Source organism: Catellatospora sp. TT07R-123, assembly GCF_018327705.1.
In the GTDB taxonomy this organism is placed as follows: Bacteria; Actinomycetota; Actinomycetes; order Mycobacteriales; family Micromonosporaceae; genus Catellatospora.
Genome location: NZ_BNEM01000001.1, coordinates 3705683 through 3723865, shown reverse-complemented (window position 1 = coordinate 3723865; position 18183 = coordinate 3705683). Strand labels below are relative to the sequence as shown.

The window sequence follows — 18183 nt, the reverse complement described above, 5'->3', positions numbered from 1 at the left end:
GCGGCACGGCAAATTTGACCAGTCACCAGGTGATTTCTGTGCCCGGGGAGGGTTGGGTGTATTCCATCGGGGCTTCGAGGGTGAGGGGGTTTCGGACCAGAGGCGGCTCCGTGCGGGGCTGGGGGATGGAACTGGTGTGGGGTTCGGATGCGGTGAGGTGGCCGCAGTGGACGAGTACTGCGTGCAGGTGCGCGGTGTAGGCGGGTGCGGTGAGCAGGGTGTCGGCGTCGCCCCCGCGTGGGCCGAGCCAGTCGCCGCCCAGGCGCGCGGCGAGATCGGTGGAGATGGCGTCACGCTCGGCCTCCGGCAGCGCGAGATAGATGTCGGCGGTGATCCGTGCGGTGATGGTGTCGAGGCGGGGCAGGCCGGGGTGGCGGGTGGCCAGGACTGCGTCGGCGGCGTGCAGGTAGGCGTCGTGTTCTGCGCGGTCGGCGGGCACGTAGGCGCCGAGCGGCTGGGTGGGGTCGTCGGTGGTGATCTGGTGCTGGTCGCGGTAGGCGGCCACGACGCCGACATGCCCCATCCATGTGGCGTGGGCGGTGGCGGAGGTCGGGGTGGTGCCGAGCCCGGCCAGCCAGGCGGGCTGCCCGGCCAGGGCGGTAAGGGCGAGGTGTTCCACGCGGGCGGCGGCCAGCTGCTCGGCGTGGGTGAGGTAGTCGGTCAGGTCAGTGTTGGTGGTGGCGGGGTTGGGTGCCAGCCATGGCAGGACACCGGCGGCGGGCGCGGGGGCGGTCAGGGTCTGGACGTGCTGGAGCAGCCCGTCGAGGCTGGTGCCGGGCTTCGACGCAGCGAGTAGTTGTCCGGCGGGGGTGCCGTTGGTTTCGGCGGCCTTGAGGGTCCAGGCCAGCGTGCGCCAGGTGTCGCTGTTGCTGTCTTCGGCCGGGGTGGGCCGGGTGTCGAGGGTGTGGGTGATGCGCCAGGCCAGGACCTGGGAGATGGAGTCGGCATCGTGTAGCGGCCGCTGGAGGACGGCGGCGGTGAGGACGCGGGCGGGGTCATAGCCGGCGTTTTCGGCGCGGCGTACGGCTGCGGTCAGTGCCGGCCACGCGGCTTCATCGGTGGCGCGGCGGGCGTCGTGGTCGCCGAGCACAGCGGCGAGGCTCTTCTGGTTGTCGGCCTGGGCGATGGTGATGTCGGTGCGCAGGGCACGCGGACGCCCCACGGCGGCGTGCGGGTCGAGGCCGAGCTGTTGGGGCAGGATCGGGTGCAGCAGGGCTGCGTAGCGGGCGGCGTCTGCGGTGGTGGGCTGGGCCATGGCGGGGGTTGGGGTGCGGCCGTCGACGTGGTCGCGGATACGCCACGCGAGGACCTTGGACGGGTCTTCGTCGGTGGGCAGGGGTCCGCGGCGGGCGGCGCCGGCCAGAACCTGGCTCAGGTCCCAGCCCTGCGCCTCGACCGAGCGCAGCGCGCGTACCACGCTCGACCACGACTCATCGGTACGCATCGTGGTGGCGTGCTCGCCGAACGCCTGGACCACCAGTTCGCGCATGCGGTCCTGGGTGGCGAGGTCTGCGGCGTAGCGCATCCTGGGCAGGATGGCGGCCAGGCTGCGGGCGTGCTCCTGCTCGGCCGCGATTGTCTGGGTGGCCGACAGCTGAGTGCCTTCACGCGCCAGCACATTCTCGAGGACTTCGCGGGCGGCCTGGTGGTAGGGGTCGTAGATGCTGCGGTCCAGCCGCGCGTCCTCGTCCAGCGGAAGGATCTGGTGGGTGACGGCGTACAGGATGGTGCGGATGCGGGCACGGGTCGCCGCGACGTACAGGTTTTCCCTGCTCATGTCATCGGTGACGAGGGCGTGGGCGGTGTCGACGGTGGAGCCCTGGGCGCGGTGGGTGGTGGTGGCGTACATCAGTTCGACGTGGGCGGTCACGTAGTCGGCGGGCAGGGTGAGGGTGCCGCCGTGGCGCTGGTGCTGGACCTTGAGCGAGCCGTTGCGGTGGCGTTTGGTGACGGTCCAGGCGTCGCCGTTGCGGACCCAGTCTTTGCCGCGGTTGCAGGTCATGCGGCGGTCGTTGACCCGGGTGACGATCCAGTCCCCGGTCCCGACGAGGTTGCCGTCGTGCAGCTGCACGCCGTCTCGGTCGACCTGGCCTGCGGCGACACGGTCGGTGCGGGCGCGGGCCGACAGTGCGGTGACGCCGCTGGTGGTCGACGACGACATGATGGTGCGCAGCCCGGCGGTCATGTCGGCGTGCCAGCCGTTGTATGCCTGCTCGATCATCGCCTCGGCGGACCCGCCGCGGATGCGCCCGCCAGCGGCGTAGTAGTCCAGGGCGGCGGTGTCTCCCTCCCGTAGACGGCGCGTGTTGTCGGCCTCCTGCGGCGTGGTGAAGCGGTGCAGTTCGGTGAGCTCGACTGCCCCGACTTCGGTGGCGAGCAGGCGCAGGGCGCCGCCGGACTCGACGGCCGACAGCTGCCGGTAGTCGCCGAGCAGCCGTACGGACGCGCCGTGGCGGGCGGCGATGTCCAGCAGCGTGTCGAGGTTGCGGGTGCCGGCCAGACCGGCCTCGTCGACCAAGATCACATCGCCGGGTTCGACGCGGAAGAAAGCGCGTTTGGCGTAGTCGCGCCCGGCGCGCTGCGGGTCGGGCTGCCCGTGGACCATGTGCTCGATGACCATCTTGTGCAGGTTCTCCGCTGCCACGCCGAGGTCGTTGGCGAGCACGGCGGCGGCTGCCGCCGAGGTGGCCAGGGGGATGAGGCGCTGCCCGTTGGCGGCCAGGACGTGCTGGTAGGCGTGCATGGTGGTGGTCTTGCCAGCACCGGCCGGACCGAGCCCGACAGTGATCATGTTCGGGTTGGTGGCGAACTCGACGACCATGGCCCGCTGCCCGGCGTCCAGGGTCTTGCCGTGAACGGCTTCGTACCCGTCGAGTACGGCGGTGACGAACGCCAGTTCGGCGGTGCGTGCGCCAGGGGTGGTGGCGGCTGCGAGGAGGCGCTGTTCGGCGTCGAGGATCGCCTGGCTGGTGAAGCGGGTGGAACCATGTTCGACGAACACGGAGGTGCCGTCAACGCGGCGCAGCATCGCCGGCTCGGGCAGATCATGGTGGGCGGTTACGGGGATGGAGTGCTGCTCGACAGCCTGGGCTACGACCTGCTCCAGCACGGCGGTGCGCTGTTCGACGGTGGCGAAGACGAGCCCGTCAGGAAACATTCCGTCGGGCGGCTGGCGCAGCGTGCGGTCGGCCTCGGCGCGTAGGTTCCATACGGTCCATGTCGATCGGGACATCGCCGTACGGCCGGCGGTGAGCTGCGCCAGCGCCGAGATGTCGCCTGTGGACAACTCTGTGAATACGGCTGTGGAAACCCGCCCTGGGGTGGTCGCTGGCACCACGGCCATGACCTTCTTGATGGCTTTGCGTCCGTGATCGTTGGTTAGCCGGTCACGCCATCCGGCGCGCAGTCCGGCCAGTGACCGGGGTGCGGGCTTGGGGCCGCGGGTGGCCAGGTTGGCCCGCTCGGCCAGCGCAAATGCGACCTCCTTGTCCGGGTCGCGGCCGTGGGCGCGGCGGTAGTCGACGATCAGCTGGTCGTATTCGGCCTCGACCTGGGCCCGTCGCGAGGAGAACGTCTTGATGACCTCCAGAGGCATTCCGGCGATCTCCCGCACGACATGCCGCTTGCGCACCGTGTCCGGGCGGACCTCGAACCCCACACCCAGATACCGCGCGGCGAGGGTCTCCACGGCCGAGTTGTAGTGCTCGGACGCGGCGACCGCGAGGTTGTACAGCAGCCTGCCGTTGAGGCTGCGCCACTTGTCGTCGACGCCTTGGATCTTGGCGCTGACAGTGACGTGGGTGTGCAGGTTCGGGTCGCCGTTGCGGTTGTCGAAGTGGTCGAACACCGAGTAGATCAGGCCACGAGTGGCCAGGTGGACCTGCCCCGAATCGCCGGTACGGGTGTAGGCCGCGTGCTCCTCCAGGAACGCCAGCGCGGAGTCGCGGGCCTCGACGTGCACCCGCATGGCGGCGTCGCGGACCCACTGCCGCTCGTCCAGCATACCCAGCACGACCAGCGACTTGACGGGCGTGAACACGAGGTCGAACCCGGCGACCCCGCCCCGAGAGCGGCCCGCCTCCTCGGCCCGGATCTTCGCGATCTCGGCCCGGTTCGGTTCACGGCCGGCTTCGGTGCGGATGACGTCGAACCGTGCGTTGACACGGCTGTCGAACGCATCGAGGTTCTTGTAGACGGGAAACCGTCGCCCGAGCGTGGCGTGTCGGATCGCCTTCTGGGTCAGCGCCGCACGCTGCTTGTCGGTCATCTCCTCGCGCATGTGCCGGGCCAGGTAGTCCGCCATGATCCGGTCGGAGTCGGGGTGCATGCCCTGCCCGTACAGGTGGGTCATCTGCTGCTCGGTGACGGTGCCGGACAGGCCGAGCGCGGGCAGACCCCGGCCGCCCCACTGGCCGGGAGGGTTGCCGTTGGCGGTGTAGTACTCGGCGGCGGACTGGCCGGGGATGCGGTCGCAGTCGCCGCCGGCGATGTGGCGGGTCAGGTAGGTGTAGCCGTCCCCGACTGACAGTTTCGCCAGCGACATCATGCGGCAGCACCTCCCTTCCCGGTCGTGGTTTCGCCCACGAATGCTGATGCTTCGCGGGCGTGGTTCTGCTTATTCGCGCGTGTGTTGAATGGGCACTCTACGGCCCTGCTCTTTCGGTGGCAAGAGCATCTGCAAGAGGTGTGTGGCGCTCTTGCTGGTGCGGCCCAGGTGTGGCGTTTGTGCTGGTGAAGTGGGAGGTGTGGGCGGCTTTCGGGTGGTTGTTTCTTTAGTTGTTTTCAGTTGGCTTGATGTGGTTTGAATTTGCGACTCGGGCTTGAGGGAATCGCTGTTTAGTGGCTATGGTCTGGCGTCATGGGAAAGCGATTCAGTGGGCAGAGTGTTCGGGCGGCGGCGGCACGCCGGGCGTCAGAGGTGTCGGCAGCGCGGCAGGCGCGGCTCGCCGCGCATGAGGCGGCGGTCACCGAAGCGGTGCGGACCTACTTCGACCGCACGGCCCGCCTGGAAGCCGTTCGCGCCGACGCGCAGCAGCGGGCAGAGCAGATCCTCACCGAGGCGCAACAGACCGTCGCAGGACTGGCGCTGGAGGCCGAGGACGCGGTGCGGACCCTGCGCAGACTCGGCGAGCCGGTGGTCGAGATCGCGCAAATGACCGAACTACCCGTGTCGGCTGTCCGAGCGCTCGTCGGCAAACGCGCCAGCGCGCCGACGCGCCTGCCTGACTCGCAGCAGCAGCCGTCGGCCTGAACCCGTGATCGGCTGCACGCCCGCCAGGGCGCGTAGCACCCGAACCTCACCCTGGAAGCATTGGAAAGGACGCCACCGCGTTGAACGCGACCACGCTCGCCTCTCGCACCTCGGCCGCCATGGTCGCGCTCGTTGCCGGATACTCCTCCTTCAGCCACGTCGCACACGTGGCGCTGGGCTACGGCGAGCGGCCTGAGGTTGCATACGCGCTGCCGTTCGCGGTCGACGGGCTGCTGGTGGTGGCGACCACCGCGATGCTGGACGACAAACGCGCGGGACGTTCGGTGCGATGGTCGGCCAGGCTGGCGTTCGCGTTCGGGGTGAGCACGAGCCTTGCGGCCAACGTCGCCTCCGCCCGCCCTGACACCGGCGCCCGGATCGTGGCGGCTGTCCCGGCCATCGCGCTGCTGCTGGCTGTCGAGGTCCTGTCCCGCTCCGGCAACCCGAAGACCACCGCACCCGCACACGCGGGTGAACACCTGATGGCCGAACTCCCCGACGGCGATGATGGCCAAACGGCCGAGGTGCCGCAGCGGCCGGTGGCCGAAACCGCGTACGAGACGATGGCCGTTTCCGCCACAGGCGCTGTGGTTGCCGTGGCCGAAACCGCGACGGGCGACAGTGAGCAGTTGGCCGAAGTCCGCGACGAGGTCGTGGCCGAAACCGCGACGGCAGCCGCTGGGCGACTGGCCGCAGGCCGCGATGAGGTTGTGGCCGCTGACGACATGGCGGCGGTGCGGCCGTCGGCTGCGATCGCTGCGGCCAGTAGTGACCTGGCTGTCCGCGTGGCGTTCCTTGCCGCGGGCCGCCCGGACATCAAGTCCAAGGCGGTGGCCGACCGGCTCGGGATCCCGGAGCGGACCGCTCGCCGTTACCTTGCCGCTGTACGAGCTGGCCGTGCGGGAGTGCAAGCGAGTGGCCGAGGCTGACTGCGGGATGGTGGTGAACATGCGGCCAGGCCGGACCCGTTCGGGTCCGGCCTGGCCGTGAGATGTGGGCGTGATTAACCGCAGTGGGTGTCGTGCCAGCCGGGCGGTTGGTCGTGGGCGCTGGCCTGGACCGCGCGGGTCAGATCACGCGCGGCCAGTACGACCAGGTCGTAGTAGTAGCCGAGGCTGTCGGCGTAGTGCGCGTGCGACTCGTCGGCGCGCTCAGCGCACACCAGTTGCAGCACCGTCGGGTCAGCCGGTCGTGCGCCGTGTGCGCTGGCAGCACCGTGGAGGTGGTCGCGTTCATCGCGGACTCCTTCGCGAGATGGGGCGGCGGCACCCGGCAGGGTGCCGCCGCGGTGCGGTTTAGCGCTGGTGGTAGCTGAGGACGATGCGGTACTCGGCGTGGTCGGCAGGGTTGCTCCAGTCGTAGACGTCCTTCTGACCGGCGAGTACGAACGGGGTACCCGTGGTGCGGGTGCCGGTGCCGCGGCGGCGGTAGCTGACGGGGCTGTGGTGGTGACGCATGACGGTGCCTCCTCGGGCGGTGTCCGGGTGCGGCGGTGTTTTCCCGGCCTGTGCCTGGGTGCCGCGCTGACAGGCCGGTGAGGGACCGGCCAGGGCCGGGCGGCGGGCAAGAAAGCCCAGCGCAAAGATGTTGGGAGCGTCAGCGTCCGGCGCAGCGCAGCGAGCCGGCCCAAGATGTTTGCGCGGGCTCTTGCCGGGCGCGGCCTGGTCGGTCACCACTGGGGACTGGCAAGCGCGCACCATGGCGCCCGCCAGGGAAGCCGACACCCGGACATGCCGACAGGAGCACCCTGCCGCCATCGCAGCGTCGGCAACGCCGACACGTACCCACCCGCGCGCTGTCGGACACCGTTCACGCTCCATGGCGCCGACGCTGCTTTGACAGCAGGCCACCGTGCAGAGGTGGCCCGCGGACTACGGCGGTGCTCGCTGACCGGCAGACGGCGGTGGCTACTGGGCTCGCGCACGTGCGGGCCGTCCCAGGCGGCGACTTCGTCTAGGGCCCGGCGTGCCGACACGATCCGGAACATGATCACATCGCGCATCGTTGCGACGGCCGCGGGGAGCCTTTCAGGACGGGCGCACCTACGGGCCCGGCCGACGCGCTCCATGACCGGCGCCGCCCGCTTGTCTACTGTGAGCGACCAGGCGGGTCTGGTCGCCTTCGGCCTGCGGCCAGGTGCAGGCACCGGTCCGCAACCGCGGCGATCGGTGAGCCGTCCAACGCGGCCTATCGGCCGCACCAGCCGCTGCGCGCGTCGGGGCTGCTGGGACGGGGGACGTGGTCATGGGTGTCGACAGACATGCTGGCACTGTACGAAAACGGGCTATGACCACGACCTCCGAGCGATCCTCGACTACGGCGTTGCTCTGCGGCGGTCGTGCCGCCGCAGAGCAACGCGTTTGTTCAGTCGCCGCAGCGACGTGGGTGCGTCGCGAGCTGGTCGGCGTTGCGTACGGCGGCGGTGACGTAGTCGTGGGCCAGGCGGAACATGTCGGCCTGGGAGGCGTCGTGCTGGTGGTCGGCGCATGGCCGGTCGTGGTCTCGGCCGGGGCAGCGGCAGGACAGGGCCTCGTCGCGGAATTGCTCGGCGCAGTGTTCGAGGACGCCGAGGAGGTCGTCGGCGATCACGCGCGGTACGACGATCGCGATCGGGGCGTGGCGGTGGCGGATGGTGTCGAAGCTCATCGCAGACTCCGAGATGTTCAGGGGCGGGGTGTCCGTGGTCTGGTCCACCACCACTGGCAGGACAGGACGTGGTCCTCGCCGTCGGAGGGGTTGGCGCCGCAGTCCGAGCACGGGCGCTTGCCGCGTCGAGTGCAGCCGGGGGAGTGCTCGAAGAACCAGCCGCGACAGCAGCCGGTCCTCTGTCGGTTGGTGCGCATGGCGGGCCTCCGGGTACGAGGACGGGCGCGGACCTTCCGGTCCGCGCCCGCGAGCAGTCGGTCAGTGGTGGACGAGTTCGAGGTCGGTGACGACCTCGGGGTAGATGTCGGCGACGAACCGCTCGCCGTCGGCGGTGGTGACCAGATCCGCGCGGCGGGCCTTGGTCGGCAGGCCGGCGTGGGCGTCGGTGAACCGCATGGACACCGACAGGTTGCGGGCCTCGACGGTGATCGCGGGCATACCGGAGTCGCCGGTGTAGGCGACCATCCGGCCGCCCTCGACGAGAACCTGGTCACCGCGGGTCAGGCTGCGGGCCCGGCCGGCGAGGTCGCCCCAGGCCATGACCTCGAAGAACTGGGGGCGGGCGTCGACCCACTTGCCGGTGTGGTCGCGGTAGCGGTCCTTGTGCATAAGGGAGAACCGGACGAACTCACGCCCGTCGCGGGTGTGACCGGGCTGCGGGGAACAGGTGAGACGGCCTTCGATGACAACGGTGAACAGGGACACGATGACTCCAAGCGTGCGAAGGATGAAAGGGGCGGCGCGGCGGGCCAGGGGTGCGGGGCCGGTGCGTGACCGGCCCCGCACAAGCCGGGTCAGAAAGCGGGCTCAAGCTCGCCGGACACCGCATCCCACGCGGACTCGAAGTCGCTGTCGGAGCGCTTACCGAAGCCGCCCTTGACCTCGCGTTGGGAGGTGGCAGGGTTGAACCGCAGCGACAGGGCGATGTTGGCGGCGGTGACCTGCAGCTGCCCGGACGGGCGCTCGGCACCCTCGGTCTGGTAGGCGTAGACGGACAGGTCGTCTCGGGCGTCGATGATCACGGTGTCGCCCTTGCGCAGGCTCTCGGCGACGCGTTCGGCCAGGTCCTCCCACGCGGTGACGGTGATCCACACGGTGGGGCCGTTGACCCACTCGCCGGAGGTGTTGCGGCGGCGGGTGTTGTGGCCGACGCGCATCCGGCACAGGGCCTTGCCAGCCGGGGTGTAGCGCAGCTCGGGCTCGGCGGCCAGGTTGCCCTCGAAGGTGAGGTTGAACAGCATGACGGTGGCTCCCTTTAGGAGTGGTGCGGCCCCGGTGTGGTGCCGGATCGGGTGATCCGGGCGCCGGGGTGCCGCGCTGACGGGCCGGTCAGAGCCCGCCCTGGGGCCGGGGCTGCAAGCCACCCGCCGAAAGATCTTGGCGGCGAGCGCAGCGAGCAGACAGCCAAGACTGTTTCGGCAAGGGGGGCTTGTCGGCCCCGCGCCCGGGTGGGCTGACCTTCGGGTCCTCAGCAGCGGCATCCACGGCCAGCCCTGGGATCAGCGCGGCGACCCGGCACCGCCGGACCTGCACAGCCCTGGACGCCGACAGGACTGTTCGACAGCTCCGGAGCGACCGCGCGAGGACCGGTTCGCGCATTGGCGGTCAGCACCTGACGGTTGCGGCCGTGGCGCTGAGCCGCGACGGCAAGGCCGTCGAACTGCCCGCCCCGGCAAGATGCGCTAGTCAGGGGCTCTTGGGGATGAGCCTGTGCGTCGTCCAGAGGTCAGCGGGCCGAGCTATCCGGTGCCCGGGGGACGACGGCATCCCGCGCCGCAGCCTGAATGCCTGTGGATCGCTAGCGGCGGGCCGATACCACGCGAGCGTGCTCGGTGCTTGCTGCCGATCCGGCGGGTCAGCCGTTCACCGACTCCGAGACGTTGAGCAGCGCGGCGAGTTGACGGAGGTTGTCGCGGACGGGCCGGTAGTACACCCAGGTGCCACGGCGTTCGCCCTCGATGAGTCCTGCTTCGCGTAGCACCTTCAGGTGGTGGGAGATGGTGGGGCCGGACACCGCGAAGTCGCCTTGTGTCACCGACGGCGCGCAGGGAACTCGTGTCATGTCGTGGCCCGGCTACGCCGTTGGGCGCCGTGGCGAGTTCAGGCTGGGGCGGCGATGGGTTCGGGGTCCCAGCCAGGCGCGGTGACGGATGGTCCTTGCGGGGCGTAGTCGCCGGCGCGCCGAACCCGCCACCGCCCGAACTGCCGCCCGTAGGCGTAGGCGGCCTCGGCTGACCTGCGCGCCGAAGTCTCGTCGTGGAACGGGTGAGCTATCCGCCGCTGCTGTTCGCGATCGACCAACTCGACCTCCCACGCGCCGACAGGGCTCTCCCGCAGTTCCAGGTGCAGCAGTAGGCGTCCTGCTTCGAAGCAGTCAGCGACTTCGCGGACCCTCATTTGAAACCCACGACGTCCAGCATATCGAACGTGTGTTCTATGGCGTCAAGGAAGCCGGGATCCGCGTGGCGGATAGTGGAACTGTGGCTGGGCGCGGTAGTTGGCCATTGAGCAGACCAGTTGGCCGCATGATCGCCGAGGGTGCGCTGGCGCGGTGGTGGCGCTGCGGCGAGTAGAGGGTGCCGCTAAGGTCATGATCACGGTGGAGCAGGCGACTGGCCGCTGCGAGGCGTTCACCAAGCAGCCCGTCGCCAGGATGGTAGGGCAGCAGGAACGCGCCTACTGCTCGTCTGGAACGCCGAAGCGTACTGCCAATGCGGCCTCTTGTATTACGACGGCCTCCCACTCGATGAGTTCCGTGCTGGGTCGTTCACCCGGCTCAAGCCGCTCGTAGCGACGTTGGCGCGCATCCGGATAGTGGAAAAGCAAGCTTTCGACGATCTGCTCACGAAAGCGGTAGTACCCAAGTTGTCGCTGCGAGACCTCGTCATCCGGCTCGAACCACTTGACCAGGAACGTCTGCACGCAGTCGCGGTGGGCGTTGATCGCTTGGCCAAACCGTCGCTCTCGGCCGACTGGAACGAGTTCATCTGGCCAGCTGGGCTCGGGACCTACTCCACGGGCACCGCATGAGATGCAGGCTTCACCACGGGCCTGGTCGAGGCTATAGATGGTTTCGATCACCGCCAAGGACGGCATGACGCGAACCTCGAGCTTGTAGGGCTCAACCGGATGAGTGGGTTGCGGACGGGGCTGACGCTCTTCGGAGGTGGTCATCGGCGCTCCTTGTCGGAGCGAGTGTAGATCAACCTGCTTGGCGGAGCGGCCCCGCCGAAAGGAGCTGGCGGAGTGTCGATGCGGTGTGCGAGTTCGTGTATGTGACTAGGTGGCCCTTGAGACGGACATGGTGGAGGTAGGGGCGTTCTCCGTGAAAGCGTTTCCACTGCGACACGAAGTCACGTCGGATTTTGCCCGCTTCTCGCGGCAGCATCGGCGCAAAGTAGTACTAGCTCTGTGTTAGGTCGGTCCAAATGCGAACCGAGGCAAGGAGGCGCTTCAACTCGCCCTGGTCTCCATGAGGTTCCCGAGTTGCCTGCTCTCTACAACCTGATGTAGTTGACTGGGGTGCGAGCCGGTCGGGGTGGGCAGCGGCGTCGGATGGCGTTGCCCACCCATTCCAACCTGCCGGACGACGCATCGCCACCCGCCCCGCCGAGCGGGTGGCGCACGCCTGCTAGAAGGCGGACACCTGGAAACGCGGGCCTGGTGGGTCAGTGCTCGCCGCCGGTTAGCGCGGGTGCCGTCGGCCTGCGCGCCAGCCGGAGGCGATGGTGCGGCGTGCCTCGGCAGGTGGCAGGCCGACCACGACGGCGGCTGCTGCGAGATGTTCAGTGACCTGGCCTTCGGTCAGGTCGGCGAGTCTGGCGAGTTGTCCGAGACGGAAAGCTGCGTGGTTGAGTGCGCTGTTGCGCCCGCCAGGGCGGATGCGACGTCCGGCGCGGTACGCCGGCCGGGCGGCGTTCAATACGCGCCTGGTTTCTGCGTCGAGGACGGCGGTGGTGTAACGGTCGAGGTTGGTGATCGCCTTGGTAGGCGGTGGGGCAGGGTCGGGCCGGGGCGTGAGCAGGGCTTTCAGCGCGGGCGGGCAGTCGGGCAGGTGGCGGCCGGTCCAGGCAGGTGTGAAGGCGTAGCGGTCGCCGGTGCCGTGCATGGATGGTGGTGCGACGGCGAAGCCGCCGCGTCCGCGCCAGTCGACTCCGGGCAGCACGCCCACGCGGGAGGGCAGGCCGGTGGCCGTGTACCACAGGTGCCAGCCGTTGCCGGTGCGTACGACAGGCCCGGGTGGGCTGGCGACGTGGAGCAGGTTCAGGACGACGGCCATCGCTTGGCTGGTGTCGATGTCGCAGATGTCGAGGGTGGTGCCGGTGGCTACGCCGATGTTGGCGGCCGGCCACCGGCGCCACCAGTGCCGGATGAGTCGGGGGTTGACGGAGGCTTCGTGCAGGCCGTGTCGCAGCCGGGGGTGTTTGCCCGCCGAGGAGCAGTCCTTGCCGTTGCGGCAGGTGCAGCCGTCGGGGGTGGGGGTGTGCAGGGGCAGTACCGATATGCCCCGTGCGGCATATCGCAGCGCCGCGGCCTGCAGGCTGTTGACGGCCTCCATCGGTCCTCCATGTTGCTGGCGGGCTGGTCGCGCTAGTCCTATCCGTTGGTCAGGGGCTTGAGGGCGTCGAGGATGAGCTGGCGGTCGATGGTGGTGAGCCAGGTGCGGGGGATGCGGCGCCAGTAGCGGTGGTCGGTGCCGCCGAGCTGGGCGAGGTTGGCTGCCTGTCCGCCGTCGCGAAGGATGACGTGGGGTTCGGGTCCGCCTTCCCATCGCGGTCCGGCGATGGTGACCACGGTGCCGACGGGCAGCGGCGGCTGCGGCATGGCGACGGTGGTCTTGGTGTCGTCGGCTGCGGGCGCGGGCAGCAGGGCGGTGGGATTGGCGCGCAGGCCACGACCGCCGCCGACACGTTCCAGGATGGCGTCGACGGGGCCGAAGCGTTCGATGCGGTAGACGATCCCGCACCAGCGCTCGGGGACCTCGGCGGGGTTGCAGACGACCAGGTCACCGATGTTGAAGCCGTTACGTGACATGAGCGATGGACTCCTTAAATGAAGGTGAGGCCCGTGTCCGGGTGGACGCGGGCCTGCGGTGCTCGACTGGATGGTCAGGTGTTGGCGGGATGGACCGACAGCCACCTGCTGGTCTTGAAGTCGTGACTGGTGCCATCGGTGAGGGTGATGGTGATCTGAGCTCGCCGTTCGCCGTCGGCGGGCCGGTGCTCGACTGCGGCGACGGGTCCGGTGAAGCCGGTGTGCAGTTGCCGGCCGTTGTAGCCGGTGTCCCAGGTGCCGGCGATGATGTCGCCGGGCCGCACGTCTGCGGGCAGCCGGTCGACCGGCTGGCCGTCGGGCATTCGCCAGGTCGGCTGCTGGGCGTCGACGGCCAGCGACGCGGCGATGTCGGGCACCGGCTCCCCGGCCGCGAGCCGGTCGTACACCGTCAGGTATGACATGGCCAGGCGCCTGCGCGCGTCGGCGTCGGTGTCGGCGGTGGGCCAGAACGCGGTGACCTGCCGGTCGTCGGCGGTCAAGGGCAGGCCGTGGACCAGGCGTTGGGCGTAGCCGACGTGGCGGGCCTGCTCCTGCGGGGCGGGGTCGTAGCCCGAGCTGCGGGCGGCTGCGGCCAGATGCTGCCAGCGGGCGACGGCTTTGGCCTGCTCGACCGGCCACGGCCGCCCGTTGGGCGCGTCGAGCTGCGCTCCGCCGCGACGGCGTCCGTAGATCTTGTCGTAGGGGGCTTTCTGGGGCCATATGCGGTTGTCGAGGCTGACCGTCTTGCGGTTGACCCGGGTGACGCGGTACCAGCCGTGCATCCCGACGCGTACCCAGTCGTTTTTGGCGAGGTTGTCCGGGCCCCAGGCCACGAACTGCCCGGACGCTGCACGGTCGGCCAGCTTCGCCTCCTGGTGGGCGATGTCCTCCTCCAACCGCGCGATCTCGTTGTGAACCCGCGTCTGGTAGGAGGACGCGGCGTCGACCTGGACGGCCTCCTCGCGCTCGCGCTCCCAGCGGCGCAGGTCGGCGCGTAGCCGGTCGATACGGCGCATGATCGCCCGCGGGTCGTCCTTGGCAGCTTCGGCGGCCTGGACCCCGGCCGCGCGCTGGGACAGCGCGACGGCGGTGTCGTGCTCGCGGTTGGCGGCTTGGCGGTGCTGGTGGGCGCGTTCGCGGCGGTCGCGGTCGCTGCGGTAGGAGTGGTGGCCGGGCATCATCGGCTGGCCTGTCGGGATCCCGGCTGTCGTCGCCTCAGCCGCTTGCCGGCGGGCGTCACCGCGTGCGGCGACCGTGGTGGCGCGGTCGGTGAGCCGTTCGGCTCGTTCGTCGGCTCGCTGTCCGCGGTCGGCCTCGCGTTCTGCGGCGGGCCGCCACTGGTCGTCGATGTCGACGGTGACGGTGTGGCCGTGCTCGCGCAGGGCTGCGGCTGCGGCGTCGATGGTGTCGCGTCGGGCGGGCTTGTCGCGGCTGCCGCGCAGGTAGATGCCGACGTCGGGGTGACTGCGGAAGCCGTAGGCGCCGATCAGGTCGAGGACGCGGTCGCTGCGGTGGGTGCCGCTGACCAGGGTGCCTTCGGCGTGGTTGTGGGAGATGAGGATCAAGGGGTCTCCAGGGTTGTCGGGGGTGGGCAAACAGGTCCGCCCGCGCCGGGGTTCGGCGCGGGCGGAGGAGGGCAGGTCGGTTGGGTGGGCAGCGGTGTCGGCCGGGTGACGGACGGTGATGTTGCTGTTCGCGCGGGACACTGGGGTATGGCAGGGCAGGCGGGGCAGGACATGGTGGTGGGCTGCCTGATCCGTCTGCGCGGTGAGCTGGACCTGATGACAGCCGACGGCGTCGCGGTGGGGCTGCGTGCGGCGATCGACACCGCCGTGCGGCGGCACGCGCGCCTGGACTTGGCGCAGCTGCGTTTTATGGACGCGCGCGGTCTGGCGGTGCTGCTCGGTGCGGCCGCCTACGCCCGTACCCGCTGCAGCCGGTGGGATGTCGTGGGTGCGTGCGCGCAGGTCGCCCGGGTCATCGCGGTGACCGGCGCGGGCCGGGCGCTGGGGATCGGGGACGCCCGCGGCTTGTAGCGCATGGGTCCAGCCGCGCCGGGCGGCTTCGGCCGCGGTGTAGTCGCCGCGGCTGGCATGGATGCCGGCGTAGGCGTCGGTGAACGCGGCCCGGATCTTGTCGGGTGCGACGTCGGCGTGGGTGGCGCCTTCCAGGTGAAGCCAGTGCCCGATCACCGACGGTGGCAGTCCGCTGCCTGCGGCCAGTTCTTTGATCACGCACAGCACGCGTAGGTCGTGGTGTTCGCGGTGGCGGCCGTAGTCGCCGAAACCGTGAGTGTCGATGATCAGGATGTCGCTGGTCGTGCCGGTGATCTGCTGCAGATGCGCCAGGGATGCCTGCGGGTCGGGGCTGATGGAGGTCCGGTGGGTCAGGGTGGGGTCGGCGGCGTCGGCGACCAGGATCCGCCCGCTGCTGTCGGCCGCGTCGGGCAGTTGGCCGGGTGTGCGCTGTAAGCGGGTGTCGCGCAGCGTGGCCAGGTCCAGTAGCGCCCGCCGCGAGATTCGCCCGAGCAGGGCGAGGATCCGGTCGCGGTGGCGCTGCTGGTAGGGGGTGAGGTCGGCGGCGGGGGTGATCACGGCCGCGTGGTGGGTGACCCACACGATCGGGGTGTCGTCGCAGCTGACGCTGTAGTAGATGGTGTCGCCGGTGGCGGGCTGGTCGTGGGGGCGGTAGGCGTCGGTGTTCAGCCGGTCGGCGTCGTGCGGGTGCAGGGTGCCGGTGGGGATCGGCTGCGGCGCCCCGTGGCGCAGGCACACGCCGTACAGGCGTCCGGCGTCGAACGGGGACAGCTCACGTGCCAGTTCGAGGGCCCGGCTGTGGGTGACGGTTCGGCTCACGGCTGGCCGCCAGTGGTGATGGCGGTGGGCCAGGCGTATCCGATGTGGTCGGCGCTGACGTCGAGGGCGAACCAGGGCCGGTTGCGTCGGGCGGCGGCGCGCAGGTACTGGATGAGGGTCGCGCCGATTGCCAGGGGTTCGGTCAGTTCGAGGTGTTCGGTGAAGTCGTCGCCGCCGATGTCGGTGTGGCTGAGTTCCTGGCGGGTGCCAGGTCCCCAGCCTTCGGCGTAGACGGCGCGCTGTCCGTGGTCGGGTCGGGCGGCGTTGCGGGGCAGGCCGGGGATGCCCGAGGAGAGCAGGAAGGTGCCGTCGTCCTTGCCCCACAGCAGCGCAGGTACGGCGGGCAGTCCGGCGTCGCGGCGGGTGAGGGACAGGTGGTGGTCGGTGGCTCGCATGGCGTGTTCGGCCAGGACCATGGTTTGGGCGAGTGAGAAGTACAGGCGGGTCATCGGCGGGTCTCCAGGTCAGTTGCAGATGCGGGGGAACGGTGCTGGCCCAGGTCAGCGGCATCGCCTCCAGTACGGGGCGGCCGTTGACGGTGATCGCCGGGCCGTAGTTGTCGCCGTCGTCGGTGGTGATGTCGATGCGGATGTCGGCGCTGTCGTCGGCGGGCTGCCGGACGCGCACGGTGTACGCGTCGGCGGTGACGACCGCGGTGCTGATGCCGTACCGGTCCTCGACGACCCGGGCGTCGATGGGTGTGGTGTGGGTCAGCAGCGGCCGTCCGCTGCCGGAGATCAGCCCGCACAGCAGGTCGACGGCATCTGCGATGTTCGGCTCGGTTTCGCGGTTGAGGAACGCGGTCAGCCCGTCGACGATCAGCGTGTTCGGGTGTTCTGCCTGCCTGTCGTGGTTCATGCGGCGGCTCCGACAAGCTCGCGGGTGTCAGGGCGGGCCGGGCTGACGTGCACGGCACGCTCGCGGTCTCCGTTGCCGGTGAAGGTGGGTGTGTGCCCGGTGATGAGTTCGACGAGGGAGGCGATCAGGTCCCTGGCGGCGGGTGGGGTGACGGCGTTTCCTGCTTGGCGTACGCGGGCGCGGCGGGTGCCGAGGATCTGGTAGTCGGCGTCGAATGCCATGCCGGCGGCGATCTCGGAGGGCTCCAGCATTCGGAAGTCGCACTCCATGGGGTCGATGGCGAAGGCGGGTGGGGTGTCGATGAGGGCGTAGCGGTCGCGGGTGGTGAGGGTGGCCATGGGCTGGTGGGTGGGGTGGGCTCTGCCGTTGCTGTGGTAGGGCAGCAGCAGGGAGGGCCAGGTGAGCAGGGCGTGGTGGTTGCCTGCCGCGGTCACGGTGGGCAGCGGGTGGGTGGCCGCGGGTCGGGCGATGCCGTGGTTGCGCATCGGGACGACCAGCGCGTCCTGGTGGCGGCCGGTCTGGGCCCGTAGCGGTTGGTCGACGGGCCGGACATGGGCGACGGTGGCGCGGCCCTCCAGCGGGACGACGATCGGCGGCACGGTGACCTTGGCGTCGGTATGGCGGGTGTGGCGGCGCAGCCCGTCGGTGATGCGGGCCATCGTCTTGGCGGCCAGCGGCGTCGGGCGATCACCGATACGAGTGCCGGTGAGCGTGAGGTCGATCGCGGTGGCGGCGGGCAGGACGCTCGGGTGGACGCGGTTGCGGCCGCAACCGGGGGTGGGGCAGGCCCATACGTATTGGCCGTGGGTGCCGTAGCGGCCCCACGACCGGTCCGGACGTTTCCAGTCCTGGTCGGGGCGCTGGGTGATGCCGCACCGGTCGCAGGTGGCCAGCGGCCGAGCCCAGGTGTCCAGGTCAGGGCAGCGGCCGAGTGTTGCGAGGTGGGCCACGCAGTACCAGCGGTCGCGTGACTGCGGTGCTCCCGGCCCGCCCGCCTGGGCGAACATCGAGTTCAGATGAACCTGGTGCAGGCAATAGCCGAGGTCGCGCAGCGCGAGCAGCCAGGCCCGGTAGGGCAGCCACTTGACGACCTCGATGACGTTTTCGATCACCATGCCGAGGTACGGGCGTCCGGCCAGACGGCGGGCTTCGGCGAAGCGGACGACGTCCCACATGGTCGCGCGGGAGCGTTCGGCGGCCTGCCAGGGCAGTGTCTGGCCGTACACGTCCGGGACCTTGTCGGCGTCGCGGATGCCTTTGGCCTGGGTGTGGTTGGTGCATTCGGGGCTGGCCCACAGCAGGTCGGTGGAGGGGTATCGGCGTGGGTCGACCTGGGAGATGTCGGCGCAGTCGTGGGCGACGGTGGGGAAGTTGGCGTGGTGGGTGGCGATTGCTTGCGGCCAGTGGTTGATGGCGAACAGGGCTTGCACGCCGTCGACGAGGGTGGCGCCGCGGGTGCTGCCGCCGGCGCCGCACATCATGTCCAGCAAAGTCAGCGTCAAGATGGGGCTCCAGAAACGACGAAAGGGCGGCCCACCG

Annotated in this window: 15 protein-coding genes and 1 pseudogene; 3 read left to right on the top strand and 13 right to left on the bottom strand. The window is 70.1% G+C overall.

Annotated elements, in window-relative coordinates; translation table 11 throughout:
- Positions 1-22 precede the first annotated feature (22 nt).
- Positions 23-4546, bottom strand: coding sequence for a MobF family relaxase (gene mobF / locus Cs7R123_RS15920; RefSeq protein WP_212827360.1), 4524 nt, complete (start codon positions 4544-4546; stop codon positions 23-25).
- A 312-nt stretch (positions 4547-4858) separates the two neighbouring features.
- On the opposite strand from mobF, the gene Cs7R123_RS15915 reads away from it, so the two are divergent.
- Together Cs7R123_RS15915 and Cs7R123_RS15910 are read left to right on the top strand one after the other, a co-directional pair.
- Positions 4859-5251: a hypothetical protein gene (locus Cs7R123_RS15915; protein ID WP_212827358.1), complete on the top strand. Its 393-nt coding sequence runs from the start codon at positions 4859-4861 to the stop codon at positions 5249-5251.
- Positions 5252-5331: 80 nt separating this feature from the next.
- Positions 5332-6180, top strand: coding sequence for a DUF2637 domain-containing protein (locus Cs7R123_RS15910; RefSeq protein ID WP_244871852.1), 849 nt, complete (start codon positions 5332-5334; stop codon positions 6178-6180).
- A gap of 74 nt (positions 6181-6254) precedes the next feature.
- On the opposite strand, the gene Cs7R123_RS15905 is transcribed toward Cs7R123_RS15910, so the two are convergent.
- The 10 genes and pseudogenes from Cs7R123_RS15905 to Cs7R123_RS41100 form a co-directional block, all read right to left on the bottom strand.
- A complete protein-coding gene (locus tag Cs7R123_RS15905) occupies positions 6255-6413 on the bottom strand; it encodes a hypothetical protein (protein WP_212827356.1) in 159 nt (52 codons plus the stop codon).
- A 133-nt stretch (positions 6414-6546) separates the two neighbouring features.
- Entirely contained in the window at positions 6547-6708 is a 162-nt protein-coding gene (locus Cs7R123_RS15900; RefSeq protein WP_212827354.1) for a hypothetical protein, read from the bottom strand.
- Between the two features lie 907 nt (positions 6709-7615).
- Positions 7616-7897, bottom strand: a complete 282-nt coding sequence (locus Cs7R123_RS15895) for a hypothetical protein (protein WP_212827352.1) — start codon at positions 7895-7897, stop codon at positions 7616-7618.
- Positions 7898-8155: 258 nt separating this feature from the next.
- Complete coding sequence (locus Cs7R123_RS15890) at positions 8156-8602, bottom strand: single-stranded DNA-binding protein (protein ID WP_212827350.1); 447 nt, start codon at positions 8600-8602, stop codon at positions 8156-8158.
- Positions 8603-8691: 89 nt separating this feature from the next.
- Positions 8692-9138, bottom strand: a complete 447-nt coding sequence (locus Cs7R123_RS15885; RefSeq protein WP_212827348.1) for a single-stranded DNA-binding protein — start codon at positions 9136-9138, stop codon at positions 8692-8694.
- A 614-nt stretch (positions 9139-9752) separates the two neighbouring features.
- Positions 9753-9917: pseudogene (locus tag Cs7R123_RS15880) on the bottom strand (ArsR/SmtB family transcription factor); the annotation flags it as partial.
- Between the two features lie 656 nt (positions 9918-10573).
- Positions 10574-11071, bottom strand: coding sequence for a hypothetical protein (locus Cs7R123_RS15875; RefSeq protein WP_212827344.1), 498 nt, complete (start codon positions 11069-11071; stop codon positions 10574-10576).
- 511 nt (positions 11072-11582) lie between these two features.
- A complete protein-coding gene (locus Cs7R123_RS15870; RefSeq protein WP_212827342.1) occupies positions 11583-12455 on the bottom strand; it encodes a bifunctional DNA primase/polymerase in 873 nt (290 codons plus the stop codon).
- 38 nt (positions 12456-12493) lie between these two features.
- Positions 12494-12931 (bottom strand): hypothetical protein, encoded by a 438-nt coding sequence (locus Cs7R123_RS15865; protein ID WP_212827340.1) that lies wholly within the window; start codon positions 12929-12931, stop codon positions 12494-12496.
- Between the two features lie 74 nt (positions 12932-13005).
- A complete protein-coding gene (locus Cs7R123_RS41100) occupies positions 13006-14637 on the bottom strand; it encodes a DUF3560 domain-containing protein (protein ID WP_374706952.1) in 1632 nt (543 codons plus the stop codon).
- Positions 14638-14643: 6 nt separating this feature from the next.
- On the opposite strand from Cs7R123_RS41100, the gene Cs7R123_RS41095 reads away from it, so the two are divergent.
- Positions 14644-14967, top strand: coding sequence for an STAS domain-containing protein (locus Cs7R123_RS41095; protein ID WP_374706951.1), 324 nt, complete (start codon positions 14644-14646; stop codon positions 14965-14967).
- A gap of 815 nt (positions 14968-15782) precedes the next feature.
- On the opposite strand, the gene Cs7R123_RS15850 is transcribed toward Cs7R123_RS41095, so the two are convergent.
- Both Cs7R123_RS15850 and Cs7R123_RS15845 read right to left on the bottom strand, forming a co-directional pair.
- The gene (locus tag Cs7R123_RS15850; RefSeq protein WP_212827335.1) at positions 15783-16235 is read right to left on the bottom strand and encodes a hypothetical protein; all 453 of its coding nucleotides are present in this window, start codon (positions 16233-16235) and stop codon (positions 15783-15785) included.
- A gap of 405 nt (positions 16236-16640) precedes the next feature.
- Complete coding sequence (locus Cs7R123_RS15845) at positions 16641-18146, bottom strand: DNA cytosine methyltransferase (protein ID WP_244871850.1); 1506 nt, start codon at positions 18144-18146, stop codon at positions 16641-16643.
- Positions 18147-18183 lie beyond the last annotated feature (37 nt).

Coding starts and splice junctions, on each gene's coding strand:
- mobF (WP_212827360.1), bottom strand. CDS start 4,546: ATGATGTCGCTGGCGAAACTGTCAGTCGGGGACGGCTACACCTACCTG.
- Cs7R123_RS15915 (WP_212827358.1), top strand. CDS start 4,859: ATGGGAAAGCGATTCAGTGGGCAGAGTGTTCGGGCGGCGGCGGCACGC.
- Cs7R123_RS15900 (WP_212827354.1), bottom strand. CDS start 6,708: ATGCGTCACCACCACAGCCCCGTCAGCTACCGCCGCCGCGGCACCGGC.
- Cs7R123_RS15895 (WP_212827352.1), bottom strand. CDS start 7,897: ATGAGCTTCGACACCATCCGCCACCGCCACGCCCCGATCGCGATCGTC.
- Cs7R123_RS15885 (WP_212827348.1), bottom strand. CDS start 9,138: ATGCTGTTCAACCTCACCTTCGAGGGCAACCTGGCCGCCGAGCCCGAG.
- Cs7R123_RS15875 (WP_212827344.1), bottom strand. CDS start 11,071: ATGACCACCTCCGAAGAGCGTCAGCCCCGTCCGCAACCCACTCATCCG.
- Cs7R123_RS15870 (WP_212827342.1), bottom strand. CDS start 12,455: ATGGAGGCCGTCAACAGCCTGCAGGCCGCGGCGCTGCGATATGCCGCA.
- Cs7R123_RS15865 (WP_212827340.1), bottom strand. CDS start 12,931: ATGTCACGTAACGGCTTCAACATCGGTGACCTGGTCGTCTGCAACCCC.
- Cs7R123_RS41095 (WP_374706951.1), top strand. CDS start 14,644: ATGGCAGGGCAGGCGGGGCAGGACATGGTGGTGGGCTGCCTGATCCGT.
- Cs7R123_RS15850 (WP_212827335.1), bottom strand. CDS start 16,235: ATGACCCGCCTGTACTTCTCACTCGCCCAAACCATGGTCCTGGCCGAA.